Annotated in this window: 11 protein-coding genes; 4 read left to right on the forward strand and 7 right to left on the reverse strand. The window is 59.6% G+C overall.

The window, feature by feature from the left end; translation table 11 throughout:
- The first annotated feature begins 98 nt into the window (after nucleotides 1–98).
- Complete coding sequence (locus V6S97_RS19775) at nucleotides 99–2,042, forward strand: methyl-accepting chemotaxis protein (protein WP_111792744.1); 1,944 nt, start codon at nucleotides 99–101, stop codon at nucleotides 2,040–2,042.
- A 211-nt stretch (nucleotides 2,043–2,253) separates the two neighbouring features.
- Here the strand turns inward: V6S97_RS19775 and V6S97_RS19780 are convergent, their stop codons facing one another.
- The 6 genes from V6S97_RS19780 to V6S97_RS19805 all read right to left on the reverse strand — a co-directional run bounded on the left by V6S97_RS19780 (nucleotide 2,254) and on the right by V6S97_RS19805 (nucleotide 16,654).
- The gene (locus V6S97_RS19780) at nucleotides 2,254–7,254 is read right to left on the reverse strand and encodes a beta strand repeat-containing protein (protein ID WP_334427661.1); all 5,001 of its coding nucleotides are present in this window, start codon (nucleotides 7,252–7,254) and stop codon (nucleotides 2,254–2,256) included.
- A gap of 270 nt (nucleotides 7,255–7,524) precedes the next feature.
- Nucleotides 7,525–8,682, reverse strand: coding sequence for a UDP-galactopyranose mutase (glf, locus tag V6S97_RS19785; RefSeq protein WP_003510423.1), 1,158 nt, complete (start codon nucleotides 8,680–8,682; stop codon nucleotides 7,525–7,527).
- A 102-nt stretch (nucleotides 8,683–8,784) separates the two neighbouring features.
- Nucleotides 8,785–10,830 carry an O-linked N-acetylglucosamine transferase, SPINDLY family protein gene (locus tag V6S97_RS19790; RefSeq protein ID WP_111792741.1) on the reverse strand — a complete coding sequence of 682 codons (2,046 nt, stop codon included), beginning with the start codon at nucleotides 10,828–10,830 and terminating at the stop codon, nucleotides 8,785–8,787.
- Nucleotides 10,831–11,049: 219 nt separating this feature from the next.
- The gene (locus tag V6S97_RS19795; RefSeq protein WP_060723757.1) at nucleotides 11,050–12,015 is read right to left on the reverse strand and encodes a glycosyltransferase; all 966 of its coding nucleotides are present in this window, start codon (nucleotides 12,013–12,015) and stop codon (nucleotides 11,050–11,052) included.
- Between the two features lie 93 nt (nucleotides 12,016–12,108).
- Nucleotides 12,109–15,051 carry a beta strand repeat-containing protein gene (locus V6S97_RS19800; RefSeq protein WP_111792740.1) on the reverse strand — a complete coding sequence of 981 codons (2,943 nt, stop codon included), beginning with the start codon at nucleotides 15,049–15,051 and terminating at the stop codon, nucleotides 12,109–12,111.
- Between the two features lie 709 nt (nucleotides 15,052–15,760).
- Nucleotides 15,761–16,654 (reverse strand): LysR family transcriptional regulator, encoded by an 894-nt coding sequence (locus V6S97_RS19805; protein WP_035213264.1) that lies wholly within the window; start codon nucleotides 16,652–16,654, stop codon nucleotides 15,761–15,763.
- A 125-nt stretch (nucleotides 16,655–16,779) separates the two neighbouring features.
- Here V6S97_RS19805 and V6S97_RS19810 point away from each other — a divergent pair, with 125 nt between their 5' ends.
- The 3 genes from V6S97_RS19810 to V6S97_RS19820 are packed head-to-tail and all read left to right on the forward strand — an operon-like array spanning nucleotide 16,780 to nucleotide 19,534.
- A complete protein-coding gene (locus tag V6S97_RS19810) occupies nucleotides 16,780–17,967 on the forward strand; it encodes an MFS transporter (RefSeq protein ID WP_112207965.1) in 1,188 nt (395 codons plus the stop codon).
- The gene (locus V6S97_RS19815; RefSeq protein ID WP_111792738.1) at nucleotides 17,964–18,428 is read left to right on the forward strand and encodes a cyclophilin-like fold protein; all 465 of its coding nucleotides are present in this window, start codon (nucleotides 17,964–17,966) and stop codon (nucleotides 18,426–18,428) included. The genes V6S97_RS19810 and V6S97_RS19815 overlap by 4 nt, the downstream gene beginning before the upstream one ends.
- A gap of 26 nt (nucleotides 18,429–18,454) precedes the next feature.
- The gene (locus tag V6S97_RS19820; RefSeq protein WP_111784229.1) at nucleotides 18,455–19,534 is read left to right on the forward strand and encodes an alpha/beta hydrolase; all 1,080 of its coding nucleotides are present in this window, start codon (nucleotides 18,455–18,457) and stop codon (nucleotides 19,532–19,534) included.
- A gap of 120 nt (nucleotides 19,535–19,654) precedes the next feature.
- Here V6S97_RS19820 and V6S97_RS19825 read toward each other — a convergent pair whose 3' ends face one another.
- The gene (locus V6S97_RS19825) at nucleotides 19,655–20,554 is read right to left on the reverse strand and encodes a LysR family transcriptional regulator (protein ID WP_003508348.1); all 900 of its coding nucleotides are present in this window, start codon (nucleotides 20,552–20,554) and stop codon (nucleotides 19,655–19,657) included.
- Nucleotides 20,555–20,653 lie beyond the last annotated feature (99 nt).

Here is a 20,653-nt window from a genome sequence, read left to right on the forward strand (position 1 = left end):
CCCTATGAGGAGGGGCAACAGCTACCCGCGATGTTTCATCATATATTCCCCGGCCTCCCGCGAGGGCGGCTGGAGGAGTGCTTGCCTTGAGGCCATTCATGTCTTTCCTGAAGAATACCAAGATAAAAACGAAGGTCGTTTTTGTCATCTCGCTGATGAGCCTGATGTCGCTTTCCGGAATAAGCTACGTCAGCCTGCAATATCAAAAAACCGACAACGTCTATAGCGACTTCATCGGCCATGAGGCCCTTGCTGCGGTTCTGAACGCCAGAACCAGCGGCAACCTCAATGCGCTCGGCATGCAGATGCTTCGCGCCAGCCTTAACGACCCGGCCAGCGGCGATTTCGAAGCTGCCGTCAAAACCTTTAGAGCCGACCGTAAGCAACTCGAGGAACGCCAGAACAAGATCATGGAGCTGGTGCCGGCGCGCACGGAAGCCGCCCGCGATATCCTCAAGGGTGTTGTCGAAGTCGAAGAGATCGGTAATCAGGTCATCGCCCTCATGCAGGCAGGGCAACGCGCCGAAGCGCAGCAGATGGCGCTTAACGTGCTTCGAAAAATTGCCGAAGTCTCGCCAAAGATCAGTGCCGGCAATGAGCAGCTCATCCAGGTCATGAATGAGGGGAGAGAGCGTCTTACAGCCAGCACCAATACGACGATCTGGACGGGCCTGATTACGCTCGCGCTCGTTTCTCTGGCTGTGATCGCACTTGGCCTGCTTGTTTCCTCCCGAGGCATCACCACCCCGATTGCGCGGCTTCGTGCGCGTATGGAATCGCTGGCGGCGGGTGATACGGCGAGCGAAATCGCCGGAATGGATCGCAGGGATGAAGTTGGCCAGATGGCCGCCGCCGTTCAGGCATTTCGCGAAGGCGCAATCGAGCGCCTCCGGCTTGAGAATGAAACGGAGGCCAACCGGTCGACTTCGGAAAAGGACCGGATCGAGCGCGAGAAACAGAAGGCCAGGGAAGCTGCCGATGTACAGTTTGCCGTCGACAATCTTGCCACAGCCCTTTCGAAGATCGCCCAGGGCGACGTCACTTACCGGATCGTTGAGCCATTCGTCTCCGGCCTTGACGGTATCCGTGGTGATTTCAACCGGGCTGCGGAGCAGTTGCAGTCGACCTTGAGCCAGGTGGCGCAGAACGCACGCGGCATTGATGCCGGCGCCAACGAGATCAGGTCTGCGGCAGACGATCTGGCGAGACGCACGGAGCAGCAGGCTGCCGCCGTCGAAGAGACTGCGGCTGCGCTGGAAGAGATCACCACGACGGTGAAAGACGCCACGAAACGGGCGCAGGAAGCGGGTCACCTCGTCGGCCGCGCAAAAGTCGGCGCTGAAAAGTCCGGGGAGGTGGTACAGCAGGCCGTCGCGGCAATGGAGCAGATCGCGACATCCGCCAATGAGATTTCCAATATCATCGGCGTGATCGACGAGATCGCGTTCCAGACCAACCTTCTGGCGCTGAATGCGGGCGTTGAAGCAGCGCGTGCGGGAGAGGCGGGCAAAGGCTTTGCCGTTGTCGCGCAGGAGGTTCGCGAACTGGCGCAGCGCTCCGCCGGCGCCGCCAAGGAGATCAAGAACCTGATCACGACATCGAACGGTCAGGTTCAGCAGGGTGTACAGCTGGTTGGCGAAACCGGCAGGGCGCTGGAACTGATCGTGACGGAGGTGAAGGAAATCAACCGGCACGTTGCGGCCATCGCGGAATCGGCGCAGGAGCAATCCTCAGGCCTTCAGCAGATCAATACGGCCGTGAACCAGATGGATCAGGACACCCAGAAGAACGCCGCCATGGTGGAAGAAAGCACTGCCGCCAGCCACGGGCTTGCGCGCGAGGCGTCTTCGCTGAACGGGCTCATCGCCCAGTTCAAACTGTCGGAAGGTTCGTTCAGCGAGGCCGCTGCGCCAGTGCGTTCGGCTTCACCCGCCGACAGACCCGCTCGTTCTCCCGCCCGCGCCCTGGGCGGCAGGATCAAGGCTGCGTTTTCCGGCAATGCGGCACTGAATACCGCGGCGGATAATTGGGAGGAGTTTTGATCCTTGCCCTGCTTTCATGCCTGCCTCAGCTGAGGGACTGAAAGCATCGCTTTGAACATTGACGCCGGGGATCGGAGGTTTGTTGGACCCTGATTCCCGGTGTTCTGCTTTTGGGCGATATGAGCCCGGCACTGCCGTCCATCTATGCGTTTGCATGGTGGTCAAGCCGGCTGGGGCTTGACCGGTTTTCAGGTCTGCTCACGAGCGAAAGTCAGACGTCCAGGTAGGACAAAATGGTTGCAGCGACGTCAGACGCCTCTTGCGTCTCACTCGAAGCGTTCGCTGATGTGTCGGTCCCGGCTGCATTGTCCGGGGTCGCAGCCTGCTGCTCGGTGGTTGAGATGAAGGAGGCGATATCCTGCACGGAGCTGTTTGTGGGCTTTGCGCTATTTAATGCCGTAACCTGCGCCGAGGTCATGGCGGCGATCTGACCTGGCGTGAAGGCGGCCGCCTGGGATGTTGTCAAGGCAGCGAGCGTACCGGTGCTCAATCCCGAGATCGCGCTCGAACTCAAGCTGATGATCTGCTCGGTGGAAAATGTTGTGAGGTCGTCGCCGCCAAGCGCGGCTGCTTGCATCGCATTGAGGGCGCTGACCTGGGACAGTGACAGCGCTCCGATTTGCGCAGATCCCATTGCCGCCACCTGGCCGTAGCTCAGCGCGGCCACCTGGCTTGTCGTCAAGGCGGCGATCTCCTGAGGCGACAGGGACGCTACAACGGCGGTGGACAATCCCCTGATCGCCGTCGAATTGATGGCAGCAAGCTCGCCGGTCGAGAATGTTGCCAGATCTTCAGTCGTCAACCCCGCAAGTCCGGCCGAACTTAATGCGGCGATCTGGCTTGTAGAGAGTGCTTCGATCTGATCCCTGCCAAGGGCGTTGATCTGATCGCCAGTCAATCCGGCGACGCCAGCCGTACTGAGGGCTGCCACCTCAGCGGTGGAAAGAGCGGCGATAAAGCCCGTGGACAGTCCCTTTATCGCGCTTGAACCAATCGCGGCGAGTTCTTCTGTCGAGAAGGTTTCCAGCATCTCCGCAGACAGGCCCTTGAGCGCATCCGAATTCAACGATGCGATCTGACGGGTGGATAATGCCTGAACCTGTTCAATGCTCAACGCGCCGGTCTGTGCGCTGCCAAGGCCTGCGATCGCCTTGGCGTCCAGAGCAGCTATCTGGTTTACGGAAAGGGAGGCGATGTCGGCCGTATCCAAAGCCGCAACCTGTTTGGAGGTGAGGGCGGCGATCTGGGCATTGGTCAGCGCGTTCACCTGACCGGTGCCGAGGGCGGCGATCTGGTCCGTGGTCAGACCCGGCACTGCCGCCGCACCCAAGGCTGCGATCTGAGCTGTCGTCAGCGAAGCGATCGTTGCTGCCGACAGGCCCGAGACCGCACTCGAGCTGATGGCAGCCAGCTCAGCGGCGGTGAATGTATCGAGATCATCGGCGCCAAGGGCCGCAATCTGTTTCGAACCGAGAGCACCGATCTGAGCGCTGGTGAAGGCCTCGACCTGAGCGGTGTTGAGGGCCGTGATCTGATCAGCGGTCAGGCCTGCCGCGCCCGCCGTGCTGAGGGCGGCGATCTGGGCTGCTGAAAGCGAGGCGATGCCGGCTACGCTGAGAGCCGCAACCTGCTTGGAGGTGAGGGCGCCGACCTGGGCGCTGATGAGGGCCTCGACCTGTGTGATGTTGAGCGCCGCGATCTGGTCGGTGGTCAGGCCGGGTAGCGCCGCCGTGCCCAGGGCTGCGATCTGGTCAGTGGTCAGGCCCGCTATGCCCGCCGTGCTGAGAGCGGCTATCTGGGTTGCCGAAAGCGAGGCGATGCTGGCCACGCTGAGAGCGGCAACCTGTTTGGAGGTGAGGGCGCCCACCTGGGTACTGATCAGGGCGTCCACCTGATCACTGGTCAGGACGGCGACCTGTCCGGTGTTCAGTCCACCAATGCCGGCCGTGCTCAACGCTGCGATCTGAGCCGTGGTCATCGACGCCACGGTTTCCGCTGACAGACCTGGGATGGCATTCGAACTGATCGCCGCGATGTCCTTGGTCGAGAACGTTGCTATGTCATCCGTACTCAAGACTGCAATCTGTTTCGAGCTGAGAGCACCGACCTGGATATCGGTCAGGGCCTCGACCTGCGTGGTGTCGAGGGCCGCGATCTGATCAGTGGTCAGGCCCGTTATACCGCCGGTGCTGAGGGCGGCGATCTGGGCCGCCGAAAGCGAGGCAATGTCAGCCACGCTGAGAGCCGCAACCTGTTTGGAGGTGAGCGCAGCAATCTGGGTATTGGTCAGAACGTCCACCTGATCGCCAGTCAAGGCGGCGACCTGTCCCGTGCTCAGCGCGCCGATGCCGGCTGTACTCAGCGCGGCGATCTGCGCTGTTGTCAGCGACGCTATGGTTTGCGTTGACAGGCCCGGGACCGCATTCGAACTGAGCGCGGCAATGTCTCTGGTCGAGAACGTTGCGATATCGTCTGCGCCCAGGGCCGCTACCTGCGTCGAGCTGAGTGCGCCGACCTGGGCGCTGGTCAAGGCCTCGACCTGAGCGGTACTCAAGGCGGCGACCTGCCCGGTGCTCAGTGCGCCAATGCCCGCCGTGCTCAGCGCTGCAATCTGGGCTGTCGTCAGCGACGCCATGGTTTCCGTTGATAAACCCGCGACCGCATTCGGACTGATCGCGGCGATGTCCTTGGTCGAGAATGTCGCAATGTCGTCCGCGCTCAGGGCCGCTATCTGTTTGGAGCTGAGAGCGCTGACCTGGGCGGTGGTCAAGGCCTCGACCTGGGCGATGCTGAGGGCGGCGATCTGCACGGTGCTCAACGCAGCGATGCTTTGCATATTCAGGGCGGCAATCTGGGCTGTCGTCAGGGAGGCGATGGTCTCCGCCGACAATCCTGAGATCGCACTTGAACTGATCGCGGCGATGTCCTTGGTCGTGAATTTCGCCAGATCGTCCGTTCCCAGCTGCGCAATCTGTGTGGAGCCGAGATTGACGATCTGCGCACTCGTCAGGGCTTCAGCCTGGCTGGTGCTGAGGGTCGCCAGTTGCTGCGAGCTAAGTCCCGCAATGCCCGCAGCGCTCAGGGAGGCAATCTGGGCGGTTGAAAGAGCGGCTATGTCGTCTGTACCAAGGGTGGCGACCTGTGCCGCGCTCAGCCGCCCCATCTGCTTGGTCGACAGTCTGGAAACCTGATCGGTGCTGAGGGCGGCGATCTGGCTGCTCGAAAGTCCGACGATGCCAGAGGTGCTCATTGCCGCGAGCTGGGCCACGGAAAGCGATGCTATATTGTCCGTGCTCAATGCCGCAATCTGTCCCGAGCTGAGAGCTCCGATCTGGACGGTGGTCAAGGCCGAGAACTGATCGATGCTGAGCGCTGCAATCTGATCCGTGGTCAGACCCTTGACGCCCGCAGCACTCAACATGGCTGTTTGGTTGGTGGACAAGGCGGTCACATCGTTGCCGAGAGCGGCGACCTGTGCTGCGCTCAATGCCTTGATCTGCGCGGCGGATAGAAGGCTGACCTGATTGCCGCTCAGGGCTTCGATCTGGTCGGAGGTCAGGCCGGTAATAGCACTGGTGCTCAGGGCACCGATCTGAGCCGTGGTGAGGGCTGCGATAACATCCGTGTTCAGGCCCGGCATGGCTCTGTTGGTGATGGCTGCGATATCGGCGATCGAGAATGTCGCCAGATCTTCAATGCTCAGGGCCGCAATTTGCGTTGAACTCAGTGACTTCACCTGTGTCGGCGACAGGGCCTCGACCTGGCCGGTGCTCAATGCTTCGACCTGATCGGCCGTCAGGCCGGCGATGGCGCTGGTGGTCAGGGCTGCGATCTGGGCGGTGGTCAGCGCCGCGATTGCGTCCGTGCTGAGGCCGGCCATGGCCTTGCTCGTGATCGCCGCAATATCGGCGGTCGAGAATGTTGCTATGTCCTCCGCGCTCAGAGCCGCAAGTTGTACCGAGTTCAGCAACTTCACCTGTGCCGAGGACAGGGCTTCGACCTGCTGGGTACTAAAAGCTTCGATCTGATCGGCGATCAGGTTTGCGATCACCCCTGTGTTGAGGGCGGCAATCTGAGCGGTTGACAGGGCCTCGATCTGAGCAGCGCTCAGGGACTGGAATTGCGCGACGCCAAGCGCGTTCATCTGGGCCGTGGTCAATGCGGCGACCTGATCCCTGGTAAGCGTGCCGATCGTCTCCGTGCCCAGACGTGGCATGGCTTTGGCGGTAATCTCCGCGATATCGGCGGTTGAGAATGTCGCTATATCCTCCGCACTCAGGGCCACGAATTGTGCCGCACTCAACGATCTCACCTGTGCCGGTGACAGGGCTTCGACCTGGCTCGTGCTCAAGGCGGCGATGTGCGTTGTTTTGAGCGCGGCAATCTGAGCCGTCGTCAATGCGGCGATCTGGGCGGTGCTCAGGCTTTCGATATGGTCGATTGTCAGACCCGCAATCGCACTTGCATTGAGGGCGGCGATCCGATCAGGGGTAAACTCTGCGATTGCTTCGGTGCTGAGGCCCGGCATGGCTTTGACGGTAATCGCCGCGATGTCGGCGGTGGAGAATGTCGCTATGTCATCTGTGCCGAGGGCCGCGAGTTGCATCGAGCTCAACACCCTGACCTGTGCCGGCGTAAGGGCTTCGGCCTGATCCGGGCTCAGGACCGCGACCTGGTCGGTTGTCAGGCTTGCAACGGCGCTTGTGCTCAGGGCCGCGATTTGATCCGGGGTCAGACCTGCAATCACTTCCGTGCTCAGGCCCGGCACGGCTCTGTTCGTGATCGCGGCCATATCAGCGGTTGAGAATGTTGCGATATCTTCCGCGCTCAGGGCGGCAATTTGCGTCGCACTGAGGGCGCGCACCTGAGATGAGGTCAAAGCCTCCGCTTGATCGGTCGTCAGGGCCTGAAGCTGGGTGGTGGTGAGCGCAGAAACCTGGCTCGAATTCAGACTTTTAATGGCGTATTGATCGAGAATATTGAGTTGATCCAGCGTCAGGCCAACGATGGCGACCTGCGAAATGGCGCTCAACTGTTGCGAGTTGAGGACTTTGACATCCTCTACATCCAATGCCGCGATCTGAGCCGACGAGAGCGCTTTGATCTGCGTTGTGGAAAGCGACGCCACGTCGTCGGTTGTCCACGCTGCGACCGCCTCTGTCGAAAGATATCTGATCTGATTGACATTCAGGGAAGAAATGATCGACGTCATGTCTGAAAAATCCTAAAGTCCAAGCTTAACAGGTGGATTTTCCGCCCAAGCCCCCCAAAGGGGGATCGGTTATTCGGGTCCACCATTTTTCAGATGTTGATTACGCAATCGGGCTTGCCTGAACCTGAAGTTGCTACGTCTCAGCCGATCTCCCTTTGCGATACTTGTCTTTAACGCCGCCGGCGAGGGACGTTATGCCGTCGCGGCAAAACGTCGGCGAGCTCCGGTAAAGCCGGCGCGTGTCATGGAGAAGAACGCGACAGATCCGTTTCAGACGGGCGAATGCAGAAATGCCGGCATGGGAGCACCCTCCGATTGCCTGGCGAGATAGAGCCGGGCGGTATCGAGCGCCTCTCGAATGGTCGCGTCCATGTCGAGATAACGATAGGTCCCCAGCCGTCCGACAAAGGTTACCGACGCTTCCCGTTCGGCACGCGCCACATATTCGGCAAGCTGTTCTTTGTCTTCGACCAGCCGGATGGGATAATAGGGAATGTCCTGCGGGCCGCATTCATGGGAGAACTCCCTGTAGCAGACGGAGCCTGCATGTTCCTCCCACGGAGAAAAGTGCTTGTGTTCGGTGATGCGGGTAAAGGGTACCGCAACATCGCCATAGTTCATCACCGCGCAGCCCTGGTAGTCGCCGTCATAGGTGAAGCGTTCGAAGTTCAGCGTCCGGTATGCCAGGCGGCCGAATTCGAAGTCGAAATAACCGTCAAGCGGACCGGAATAGAAAACGTGCCCGGAGGCGGGCGCCTCGGTGCGCTGGAAATGTGTGCCAAGCCTGACGGTGATGTTCGGATGATCGAGGATGCGCTCGATCATGTCCGTATAGCCGGTTTCCGGCATGCCCTGATATTTGTGGAAGAAGTAGTTGTCGTCATAGTTGAAGCGCACCGGTAGGCGCTTCAGGATCGAGGCCGGCAGCTCTGTCGGCGAGCAGCCCCATTGCTTCTCGGTATATCCCTTGAAGAAGGCCTCATAGAGATCGCGGCCGACGAAGCGTAGCGCCTGCTCCTCAAACGTCTGTGGGTCGGTAATCGACTTGTCGGCCTTTTCCTCGATGAAGGCCCGGGCTTCATCGGGTCGGAAATTCTTGCCGAAAAACTGGTTGATCGTATGCAGATTGACCGGCAGCGAATAGACGCGCTCGCCGCTCGTCGTCTTGACGCGGTTCTTGTAGGGCATGAACGTCTGGAAGCCGTTCACATAGTCCCAGACTTCCTTGTCGTCGGTATGGAAGATATGCGGACCGTAAACATGCACCATGACGCCAGTCTCACTGTCGCGTTCGGTGTGGCAATTGCCGGCAATGTGGTCGCGGGCGTCGACGATGTCGACCATATGGCCTGCCAGTGCAAGCTCCCGGCCAATGACTGCGCCGGAAAGCCCGGCGCCCACAATGACAATTCTTTCGTCCGCGAACATTGATAATCAGTCCTGTTCATACGTCGCCCGGCGGGCGGTCAAGATTTGCATCGAAGAACTGCCGTGCAGCGCGTGCCCCGGCCGGTCGAGAATAGTCCGCGCTCAGTTGTCCGGTTTCTGCCAGAGGCGACGGTCATAGGGAATTGGCGCATAGTCGTGCCACTGGGTAAGCTTCTTGAGGTAGCGGTTGCGGTAGCTCTGCTCGTCTTCAAACTCTATGTTCTCGAATACGGCTTCCGCGCCCAGTTCGTAATAGAGATCGAGATTGCTGAGATCCGGCACCGGTGTCTCGCCGCGCTCACATTCGCCCTGCATCTGCCAGAACAGCTCTTCCAGACGTTGCGCCAGAGCGGGGATATCGCGCAATACGCTGGTGTCGCGCTGCCGGGCGATCGATTCTCTAACCTCCAGAAGGCTCTTCCGGTCGCGTTCGAAACCGATGGCGCGGGCGACATAATCTTCCGGCGAAGAACAAATCATTTCCGGAACACCCGCTGCCGTGACGATGCTGCCGCAGAAGCGCGCCGCAAATGTCTTGCCGGGCATGGTGAGGACGGGCAGGCCGGATGTTATCGCATCCGCGGCCGTGGAGTGAGCGCCATAAGGGAACGTATCCAGAAACAGATCGGCGACGCCGATACGGGCAATATGTTGCGGGTTCGGGACCTTCGGCGCAAATACGAGCCGTTCCGGTGCGATGCCACTTTTTTCTGCGATGCCTTGCAGGTGTTGATTGACATCTTCATCGCCCGCCAGCAGCCACAACAGGCTGCCCGGCGTTTCAGACAGGATCGTCATCCATCGCGCAAAGCAGCTTTCGGTAATCTTCTGCATGCCGTTGAAGCTGGCATAAACGAATGCATCCTCCGGCAGTCCGACCTCGGCCCGGCTTGGCCGGGCGGCGATTAGGCGCTTGCGGTCAAGCGGCTGGTCACAGGCGATGCGCAGGACCTTTTCGGAGTAATAGATGTCGTTCTCCGGCGGGATCATGTAGCCGTCAGAGATCAGGTATTGATGGAAGGGGCTTCCCATCGATCCGGGATAGCCGCAGAAACTGACGATAACAGGCGCGGGACGATAGGCGAAGATCTTCGTGCGAGCGTCCTTGGTGTAGCCATTCACGTCGATCAGGATATCAATGTCGTCGGAAATGATCTGCGATGCCGCCGCGGCATCGTCGAGGCCATGGATATCCCGCCAGCAATGAACCGCCGCCTTGATCCGCTCCTGCGTGCTGTCAGTGTTGCGGACGTTACCGCAATAATAGGCGAAAACCTCAAGGCTGTTCTTGTCATGCAACTCCAGAACCTCGCAAAGAGCGAAGCCCACGGCATGGTCGCGAAGATCCGACGAGAGGTAGCCGACGCGCAGCCGCTCACCGGTCCCGGACTTCTGCTTCGGTGATCTGCGCGGAAAACGGCTGAGGTCCGGGCGCGTGCCGACCACCGTTTTGCTATAGCGATATGCCTTGGCCAGCTGGAACATCGGATCGTCGGCGTAACAGCTCAGCGTCAGCGACGACATGGCGTCGAGCATCTTGCGGGCAGGGACGTGGTTCGAGGGCGCAAGCACCGGCCATTTGCACTGCCGCTGCCGCAATGACACCCAGTGCTGGCCTGCTTCCGGCAATTCCGGCCGCAGCTCGAACGCCTGCAGCAAGGCGGTCTCAGCGTCATCAAGCTTTCCAGCGCCTTCGAGGACCCGGCCGATGTTCTGCAGGGCCATATGCCGATGGCCCACCGCTTCGGCGTCGAGATGTTTCGTCGTCTCGGCATAATGCGACCACTGTTCCACAGCCTGGCCGATCAATCCGCTATCTTCAAGGACACGGCCGAGATTGATGTGGCCGGGAGCGAATTGCGGATTGGCCTTCAAACAGGCGCGGAATGCCTGTACGGCGCCCGCGCGGTCGCCGAGCTGGCTGAGCGCGACGGCATAGTTGAAATAGGCAAGATGAATGACGGGATTGTTGTCGTTGAATGCGACCCAGGTCTTGTAGAGTTCCACAGCAGCGGCTCGTTGGCCGGCGGCATTGAGCGCCTCGGTCACGCTCAGCAGATCCATGAGACTTAACCGTTGGTTCCGCGCAAGATCAAGTGCGCTGGGAGCGGTGTCGTCATTTGAAGGAGAGACGTGGTTGGCGGTCATGACATCCTGCGGCAAGGCGACAAAGGGTCGAAGATAAAACGGCCTGTTGATGGGCCGTATTTAGCTATCGCAGGTAACTTGCCTGTGGCTGGATGTGTTTGAGGCGGGGTTGCGTGTCCAGATCAGCCGGCGGCCCGGCGGGGCGAAGGTTTCTCCCAGTCAGGCGCCGGCTTCTGAGGCGTTGATGCTGTCGTGCCGCAATAAGGATCACTCACATGTCTAGCGACGGGAATGTTTCATCCTGTAGCTCGCCAGAGCGATTGACGGGTTTATCCTATAGACACTGTCGAAGTCTTCGTCTGTGAAGTATTGGTATGAATGTGCGACATATTCCCGGAAAAGACCGTGCAGGTCCTCCCGCATCTGCTTGGCCGCCCATTCCAGCAGACCTGCCTTGAAGACGATGAAGATCGGGTAATATTTTGCCCTGAAGATCGGATTTTCCAGGAAAAGCTTTTCGGTGTCTTTCAGCGCCGCGAACATTTCAAGTCGGCGCTCGTCGAAAGTGCTCGTATGCTGCTCCCGTCCCGGGATGAGGCGATGTGTTGTCAGGCTGCTGTTAATGGCCAGAAAGCGCCCGGCATTCATATAGGCCGCCCAATGCGGCAGGATGTCTTCGTTGATCCGCGCCGTGGAGAAGCGCCATTTCGTCTGGTGAATGAAAGATGTCCGCAGTATCTTGTTCCACGGGTAGTTGATCGTCACCAGGAATTGCGCGGTCGAGTCGAGATCGATCATGGCGCTGTCGCGACTACCGAGGACGCTATCCCAGATATTCTTGTCGATAGGCGCCATTTCGCCAGGAGCGCCACCGGCCGTTCTCAGCACGCTATATCTGAATGCCGCGACATCGATATTCGTCTCGTCCATCAGGGGCAGAACGGTATCGACGGCTCCCTCATGCAGGAGGTCGTCAGCATCGTGAAACAGGCAATATTCGCTGTCGATTGTCGCCAGCGCCCTGTTGCGGGCGACGCCCGGGCCGGTGTTCGTCTCGCTGCGCATCAGCCTTATATTGGCGTGCCGCGCCATGTATTGCGCAACGATGTCGCAGGTATTGTCGGTGGAGGCATCGTCGACAACGACGATATCCATTTCGGTTTCATTACGCAGAACACTGTCGAGTGTCTCGGCGATAAGACTGGCCATGTTGAAGGCCGGAATGATGATGGATATTTTTGCCATGACAGAGACTGAATGTCCTTCTGGGGCATTCTGCAATTAAAATGTTACGACGCGGCCCTGAGCCGCGTCGTAGGTTTTCTGGTCGTTTAAGTCTTATACTGCCTTGTAGGCTTTGATGACCGCCTCGACCTGTGCATCGTTCATGACCTTGAGCTGCTGGGGCGAGAGAGCGCCGGCCTGGGCGCTGTTCAGACCACCAATGGCAGCTGTGGAGAGACCGGCGACGGCATTTGCGCTGATCGCTTTGATCTCATCGGTCGAGAAGAGTGCCAGTTCGCTGCTGTTCAGGGTCGCGATCTGTGCGGAGCTGAGGCCGGAAACCTGATCGGAGTTGAGGGCCTTGATCTGGTCGGTCGACAGGGCCGCGAACTGTGCCGAAGAGAGCGCTGAGGCCTGTGCTTTGCTCAGGGCGGCGACGTTATCGGTGCTCAGCTTGCTGGCATCGAGGCCTGCGAGTGCCTTGGTGCTGATGGCCTTGACCTCGTCGGTCGAGAAGGTGGCAAGGCTATCAGAGGACAGGGCGCCAAGCTGTGCCGAAGACAGGCCAGCGATCTGCGTCTTTGTCAGTGCCGCGGCGTTTGCGGTGCCGAGGCCCGCGAGCGCCGCCGCGGAAAGACCGGCGATGGCATTTGCGCTGATCGCTTTGATCTCATCGGTCGAGAACAGTGCCAGTTCGCTGCTGCTCAGGGTCGCAACCTGGGCGGAGCTGAGACCGGCGACCTGATCGGAGCCGAGGGCCGTGATCTGATCGGTCGAGAGAGCTGCGAACTGCGCCGTGGAAAGTGCTGCGGCCTGTGTTCTGCTCAGGGCGGCGATGTTACCGGTGCTCAGCTTGCTGACGTCGAGGCCTGCCAGTGCCTTGGTGCTGATGGCTTTGACCTCATCGGCGGAGAAGGTGGCAAGGCTGTCGGAAGACAGGGCGTTGAGCTGTGTCGAAGACAGGCCGGCGATCTGCGTCTTGGTCAATGCCGCAGCGTTTTCGGTGCCGAGACCGGTCAGGGTAAGACCGGCGATGGCATTGGCGCTGAGAGCCTTGATCTCGTCGGTCGAGAACAGCGCCAGTTCGCTGCTGCTCAGGGTGGCGACCTGTGCGGAGCTGAGGCCGGCAACCTGATCGGAGTTAAGGGCCTTGATCTGATCGGTCGAGAGAGCTGCAAACTGCGCCGAGGACAGTGCCGCTGCCTGCGTTCTGCTCAGGGCGGCGATGTTACCGGTGCTCAGCTTGGTGACGTCGATGCCTGCGAGAGCCTTCGTGCTGATGGCCTTGACTTCATCGGCGGAGAAGGTGGCAAGGCTGTCGGAAGACAGGGCGTTCAGCTGTGTCGAAGACAGGCCGGCGATCTGCGTTTTTGTCAGAGCGGCGGCGTTTTCGGTGCCGAGACCAGCCAGGGTAAGACCGGCGATGGCATTGGCGCTGATGGCCTTGATCTCGTCGGTCGAGAAGAGTGCCAGTTCGCTGCTGTTCAGGGTCGCAACTTGGGCGGAGCTGAGACCGGCAACCTGATCGGAGTTGAGGGCCTTGATCTGATCGGTCGAGAGAGCTGCGAACTGTGTCGAGGACAGTGCCGAAATCTGCGTTCTGCTCAGGGCCGCAATGTTGCCGGTGCTCAGCTTGCTGGCATCAAGACCGGCGAGGGCTCTGGTGCTGATGGCCTTGACCTCGTCGGCAGAGAAGGTGGCAAGGTTGTCGGAGGACAGGGCGTTGAGCTGTGCCGAAGACAGGCCAGCGATCTGCGTCTTTGTCAGTGCGGCGGCGTTTTCTGTACCGAGGCCAGCAAGTGCAGCGGCGGAAAGACCGGCGATGGCATTGGCGCTGATAGCCTTGATCTCGTCAGAGGAGAACAATGCCAGTTCGCTGCTGTTCAGGGTGGCGACCTGTGCGGAGCTGAGACCGGCGACCTGATCGGAGGTGAGTGCCTTGATCTGATCGGTCGACAGGGCTGCGAACTGCGCCGAGGAAAGCGCCGCTGCCTGCGTTCTGCTCAGGGCGGCGATGTTGCCAGTGCTCAGCTTGGTGACGTCGATGCCAGCGAGTGCCTTCGTGCTGATGGCCTTGACTTCATCGGCGGAGAAGGTGGCAAGGCTGTCGGAGGACAGGGCGTTCAGCTGTGTCGAAGACAGGCCGGCGATCTGCGTCTTTGTCAGAGCGGCGGCGTTTTCGGTGCCGAGACCCGCCAGGGTAAGACCGGCGATGGCATTGGCGCTGATGGCCTTGATCTCGTCGGTCGAGAACAGAGCCAGTTCGCTGCTGCTCAGGGTGGCGACCTGTGCGGAGCTGAGACCGGCAACCTGATCGGAGTTGAGGGCCTTGATCTGATCGGTCGAGAGAGCTGCGAACTGTGCCGAGGACAGTGCCGAAATCTGCGTTCTGCTCAGGGCGGCGATGTTGCCAGTGCTCAGCTTGCTGACGTCGAGGCCGGCGAGGAGCTTTGTGCTGATGGCCTTGACTTCATCGGCGGAGAAGGTGGCAAGGCTGTCGGAAGAAAGGGCGTTCAGCTGCGTCGAAGACAGGGCGGCGATCTGAGACTTTGTCAGAGCGGCGGCGTTTTCTGTGCCGAGGGCAGCAAGTGCAGCCGCAGAAAGGCCGGCAATTGCATTGGCGCTAATGGCCTTGATTTCGTCGGTCGAGAACAGAGCCAGTTCGCTGCTATTCAGGGTTGCAACCTGTGCGGAGCTGAGACCGGCGACCTGAGCCGAGTTAAGAGCCTTGATCTGGTCGGTTGAGAGGGCGTCGATCTGGCTGGTGTAAAGTGCCGTAACCTGAGACGCCGACAGGCCGCTGATCTGAGCGGAGCTCAGTTTTGCGATCTGGGTCAGGGTCAGTCCCTTAAAGGCGCTCACCGAAATGGCCCGGAGGTCTTCAGAGCTGAAGAGCGCAAGGTTATCTGTGCTCAAAGAAGCGATCTGAGACGACGAGAGGGCCTTGATCTTGGTGCTGTCAAGGGCATTCACGTCTTCAGAGGTTAGGCTGGCAATGGTGGACGTGGAAAGCTTGGAAATCTGCACAGCAGACAGTGAGGAAAGAATCGAAGTCATGAACGTGTCCTTTACCGAATGGCGACTGGTCACGCCTATCTGCCGCCAGACACTGCCCATGATGACAGCGGTCCGACATCCGCAAATAAAGCGAAATTGTGGAGAACATGGCTCATGTGAACCTGCGCTGGAAAGGCATCATGCAATTCGAGCCGGAGAAGGGGGCCCGGATTTTCCACGCTAGCTTGTGCGAATGCCGCTTAATAATTTCCGCCGCTTAACATCTTCGCGACGTGCGTGTCATATCAGGCGAACATTTAAAGCCTAGTTAATATTTGGAGGGGGCGCGTTTATTCTTGATGTTTGCGTATCTTAGAGCTTTATAGAGTATAAAATTGCGAATCCAATTACCCAGTCGGTCGGTTTTCACTGCGGGAAACCAGATATGTCCGCGCTCGTATAAGTAGCGCCCGTTTGAGCAGGCGGGAGCGCAAGGGTTTAATGTTTATTGTCGGTCAAAACGGAACAACAATTCTTGTCGCAAGCTGATTCGCTGATGTAACGGGCGTCAGCCGCAGTCAATAATTTGCTTTGTCTCCTTTATATCGGGTGCCGTGAAGTTTGTTTTTAGGGAGAGGAAGCTGTGATTTCCCGTTTCGTGGATATGGCAATGCTTTAGACGGACAGACGCGGGCCGCGATGATCCGCCACGAATGACGGCCGGTTTGGGTTCAGGGCGGTTGTTCCGATAGGAGGTCAACCCTCCGTATCAGGCATGATGGCGCAGGGCGTCGATGATCACCTTCATCGCCGGAGACATCTGACGCCTGCTCGGATAATAGAGGTGATAGCCGGTGAAGGGCTCGCTCCAATTGTCCAGAACCGCCTGCAATCTCCCTTCAGCGATGTGCGCCTCGACGAGGTCTTCCGGAACGTATGCGATCCCGTAGCCTTTCATCGCGGCGTCGATCTGGGAGATCGAGGAATTGAAGCTTAGTTGTCCGTCAACCCTGACCCGCAGCTCCCGCCCGTCCTTTTCAAATTCCCATGCGTAAAATCCACCCCAGGTTGCCTGACGTGTATTGATGCAGACATGGCCGACCAGATCCTGGGGTATGACAGGGATGCCGTGTCTGACGAAATAGTCTGGCGAAGCCACGGCTCTCAGACGCCAGTCCGGGCCGATCCGAACGGCGATCATGTCCCTGTCGACGCTCTCGCCCAGTCGCACGCCGGCGTCGAAGCGTTCCTCGACAATATTGCGCATGCCATTGTCGCTATAGAGCTCAATACGAATGTCGGGATAGTTGGACAGGACGCGGCCCAGTTTCGGCCAGACGGTTGTTTGCAGGGCGTGATCGGACAGGGTGAGGCGCAAGGTGCCTGAGGGCTTTTCGCGAAAGGCGACGAGATCCGCCAGATCCGCCTCGATCCCCTGAAATCGCGGAGCGATAGATAAAAGCAGGCGTTCGCCGGCTTCCGTCGTGGCCACGCTGCGTGTCGTCCGCGTCAGCAGGCGCACGCCCAGCCGGGCTTCAAGCTGCTTGATTGTATAGCTCAATGTCGATTGCGATGTTCCGAGCGTCGCCGCAGCCTTCGTAAAGCTCCGCTCTTTGGCAACCTCCATGAACCAGAGGAGATCCTTCATATCCTCTCGCTGCATCAAAAACCTCTGATTAATATTGAATTTCGATAAGTCCATGCGAATTAGCACGGATTGTCCGCAAAGTCGCCCGGCAATATCTTCCCGCCATCGAAAGAAACCGGGATTTTAGTGGGATCTGGCGAATGACTCTCACCTATGACGAAAAGATGGGCAGCAGACATGCGGCATGGAGCGCCGTGTTTTGCATGACGCTCTGCGCCTTCGTGTTGATCGCTTCGGAATTCATGCCCGTCAGTCTGCTGACGCCGATCGCCGCCGATCTCGGCGTTTCAGAAGGTAATACGGGGCAGGCGATCTCCATCTCCGGCATCTTTGCGGTTATCACCAGCCTGTTGATTACCGGCCTGACCCGGCGGCTGGACCGGCGCGTTGTCGTACTCGGCCTCACGGCGCTCTTGATGGTGTCCGGCATCGTGGTCACCCTTGCACCGTCTTTCCCGCTCTTGATGCTTGGCCGGGCATTGCTCGGAATCTCGATCGGCGGCTTCTGGTCGATGTCCACCGCGATCGTGATGCGTCTCGTCTCCCATGATCAGGTGCCGAAAGCACTTGCACTGCTGAATGCCGGCAACGCGGTTGCGGCAACGGTTTCCGCCCCACTTGGCAGCCTGCTGGGCGCCTATATCGGCTGGCGCGGCGCCTTCTTTCTGGTCATGCCTATCGGCCTGCTTGCGCTCCTGTGGCAATGGATCGTCCTGCCGGAACTTCCGCCGCGCCGCGCCCTTTCATCCGCGAATGTCTTCAGGCTGCTTGGACGTCCAGCCGTCACGGCGGGCATGGTCGCGATCCTGCTGTTGTTCATGGGTCAGTTCGCACTTTTTACTTATCTGCGGCCCTTTCTCGAGCAGGTCACGCGGGTCGAAATCACGATGCTGTCGCTGCTGCTGCTGATCATGGGATTGGCGGGGGCGGTTGGAACCTGGGTCGTCGGCCGGCTGCTGCAACACCGTCTCTTCAGCATTCTTGCGATCATTCCCCTGTTGATGGCCGGTATCGCGCTCTTCATGGTCGCCTTTGGCGACGCGAAACTTCCTGTCGCAGCCGCACTTGTCGGCTGGGGTTTCGTTGGAACCGCCGCACCGGTTGGCTGGGGCACCTGGCTGAGCCGCATTCTGCCTGATGATGCCGAGACCGGCGGCGGGCTGCAGGTTGCCGTCATTCAACTGGCGATCACGGCGGGGGCCTCGGTCGGCGGCATTTTATTCGACAGTTTCGGCTGGTGGTCGGCCTTCACACTGAGCGCATTGTTGCTCTGCGGTTCCTCGCTTGCCTCTTTTGTCGCCTGGCGGCTGGCGCGGAGGCGATCGTGAATGGTCGCCCGGCGGTTTTCGCCCGACGCATCCTGCTGGCGATGGCCGCCGCCTTCATCCTGCCCGGGCGAGCTTTCAGCAAAGGCGGGCCTAACAATCAGGAGAGGACCGATTTGAAGATCAAGCTGATTTTCGCAGAAAACACGATGATAGCGACGCTCTACAACAATCCGTCAGCCCGCGATTTCGCGTCCATGCTGCCGCTCGACGTCAGGATCGCTGACTTCGGCTCCAACGAGAAGATCGCCTATCTCCCTCGAAAGCTGACGGTCGAAGGCCACGGTCCGTTCGAAAACGAGCGACCTTACGACCTCTGTTATTACATGCCCTGGGGCAATCTCGCGATGTTCTATGCCGACTACAGGCATCCCGGCCTCATCCGGCTGGGGCGCTTCGATAAAGGCTATGAAGCGCTTCATATCCCCGGGGAATTTCCGCTGCGCATCGAACGCGTCCAATGAACCGAACCACAACAGGAGTTCCCAGCATGAGCAAGCCAGTCGAAACTGATGAAACCTGCAATACCGGCAGGCGCAACCTGATGAAGGCAACGGGCATCGCCGTCGCCGCAATGGGCATGGTGCCGATGGCGAGCGCGACGCAGGTTTTCGCCCAAACCTCTTCATGGGACAAGGTCTTCCCGAAGAGCGACAATGTCGATCACCAGAAGGTCTCGTTCAAGAACCGCTACGGCATTACCCTGGCAGGTGACCTCTACCTGCCAAAGAACCGCGGAAGTGCGCCTTTGGCCGCCCTTGTCATCAGCGGTCCTTTCGGTGCGGTAAAAGAACAGTCGTCCGGTCTTTATGCGCAGACCATGGCGGAGCGCGGATTTGCCGCGCTGGCGTTCGATCCCTCCTATACCGGAGAAAGCGGCGGCGAGCCTCGGAACGTCGCCTCGCCGGATATCAATACCGAGGACTTCAGCGCTGCGGTGGATTACATCGGGCTGCAATCCTATGTGGATCGCGAGCGTATCGGCGTGATCGGTATCTGCGGCTGGGGCGGCATGGCGCTGAACGCTGTCGCGGCGGACAAGCGCGTGAAGGCGGTCGTGGCCAGCACCATGTATGACATGACGCGGGCCATGTCCAAAGGCTACAACGACAGCGTTACCCTCGAACAGCGCACACAGGCGCTGGAGCAGATGAGCCGGCAGCGCTGGCAGGATGCGGAAAAGGGAAGCCCCGCCTATCAGCCGCCTTATAACGATCTCAAGGGTGGCGAAGCGCAGTTCCTGATCGACTATCACGACTACTACCGGACGCCGCGCGGCTATCATGCGCGTGCTGTCAATTCGGGTAATTCCTGGACGCAGACGACACCCCTGTCGTTCATGAACATGCCGATCCTGACCTATATCGCCGAAATATCGCCGCGCCCGGTGATGTTCATCCATGGCGAGAAAGCGCATTCCCGATATTTCAGCGAGACAGCTTTCACTGCCGCTGCCGAACCGAAGGAACTCGTGATCATTCCGGACGCCAACCATACGGACCTGTATGACCGCGCCGACAAAATCCCGTTCGACCGGATCGCCGCCTTCTTCAGCCAGCATCTGGCCTAGAGGCCCGACCATCAGAACGTTGCGGCAGCCCCGGCTATTGCCATTTCTTGCTGCCGCCACGCTAAGCCACGCATCAGGCCGACGCGCTCGTGCGCGTCGGCGGGGTCAAGGTCGCCGGCTCTAGTCCAGCATCACCATATGCGCCGGCAATTGTTCCTCGAAGAATTTCGAGAAGGTCGCGATACGGGGCGGCAGCGTCTGATAGGGCGGATAATAGAGCGTCAGCCAGAGTTCGGGCGGCGCCCAGCCGGGCAGGACATGAACGAGCCGGCCGCTATGGATATGCTCGGCGATATTAAATCCCGGCAGCATCGCCACGCCCGCGCCATCTGCCGCCATATCGGCCAGAACCTCGCCGCTATTGGCGCTGAATGCGCGGCCGGCCGAGATGGCGATGCTCGATCCGCCGTCTGACAGGACCCAGTTCTCCCGCCGGCTTTCACCGCTATAGGCAAGGCAATCGTCAGGGGTCAGTTCGCTTGGATGTTCCATCTGCGTGAAGCGGCTGCCCGGTGCCGCCACCAATATTCGCGGCACGGCCCTGATCTTGCGCCAGATGGTGAATTTGTCTGACGGGGCGGACGAGATGCGGATCGCCAGATCGTAGTCGTCATCCACGATATTGATCAGGCCGTCCGACAGGGAAATCTCGAAGCACATTTTTGGATAGAGTTCCCGGAAACCCGACAGGATCGGCGGCAGCACCGTCTTGCCAAGCCATGTCGGCGCGCTGATCCTCAGGCGCCCCTCATCGGCCTTATGGGCGTTGCGGACATCGCGCCGGGCGTTCTCAAGCGCCTCGACCGCCGGCTGGATCTGTGCGGCGAAGATGGCGCCGTCCGTCGTCAAGGAAACCTGTCGGGTGGTGCGGACAAACAATTGCACACCGAGATCGTCTTCAAGCGCGGCAATCGCACGGGTGACGGCAGCCGCCGTCATGCCCAGTTCACGGGCGACCTGCGCGAAGTTGCGCTTTTCGGCCGCCATCAGAAAGGTTTTCAGAGCTTTATGGTCGTTCATCTCTATTATTTCAAAAATCGCAATTCATTCGAGATAAATATTGCAATTCCGCGATGCAATCAAGCGGGTTACATCTTTGTCCATCGAAACGGACACACC

Origin of the sequence: Agrobacterium sp. CCNWLW155 (genome assembly GCF_036888815.1) — a bacterium.
GTDB lineage: Bacteria > Pseudomonadota > Alphaproteobacteria > Rhizobiales > Rhizobiaceae > Agrobacterium > Agrobacterium radiobacter.

Excerpts from the sequence above, each read along its gene's own strand:
- V6S97_RS19775 (WP_111792744.1), top strand. The coding sequence starts at position 99 with ATGTCTTTCCTGAAGAATACCAAGATAAAAACGAAGGTCGTTTTTGTC.
- V6S97_RS19780 (WP_334427661.1), bottom strand. The coding sequence starts at position 7,254 with ATGACGTCGATCATTTCTTCCCTGAATGTCAATCAGATCAGATATCTT.
- glf (WP_003510423.1), bottom strand. The coding sequence starts at position 8,682 with ATGTTCGCGGACGAAAGAATTGTCATTGTGGGCGCCGGGCTTTCCGGC.
- V6S97_RS19790 (WP_111792741.1), bottom strand. The coding sequence starts at position 10,830 with ATGACCGCCAACCACGTCTCTCCTTCAAATGACGACACCGCTCCCAGC.
- V6S97_RS19795 (WP_060723757.1), bottom strand. The coding sequence starts at position 12,015 with ATGGCAAAAATATCCATCATCATTCCGGCCTTCAACATGGCCAGTCTT.
- V6S97_RS19800 (WP_111792740.1), bottom strand. The coding sequence starts at position 15,051 with ATGACTTCGATTCTTTCCTCACTGTCTGCTGTGCAGATTTCCAAGCTT.
- V6S97_RS19805 (WP_035213264.1), bottom strand. The coding sequence starts at position 16,654 with ATGCAGCGAGAGGATATGAAGGATCTCCTCTGGTTCATGGAGGTTGCC.
- V6S97_RS19810 (WP_112207965.1), top strand. The coding sequence starts at position 16,780 with ATGACTCTCACCTATGACGAAAAGATGGGCAGCAGACATGCGGCATGG.
- V6S97_RS19820 (WP_111784229.1), top strand. The coding sequence starts at position 18,455 with ATGAGCAAGCCAGTCGAAACTGATGAAACCTGCAATACCGGCAGGCGC.
- V6S97_RS19825 (WP_003508348.1), bottom strand. The coding sequence starts at position 20,554 with ATGAACGACCATAAAGCTCTGAAAACCTTTCTGATGGCGGCCGAAAAG.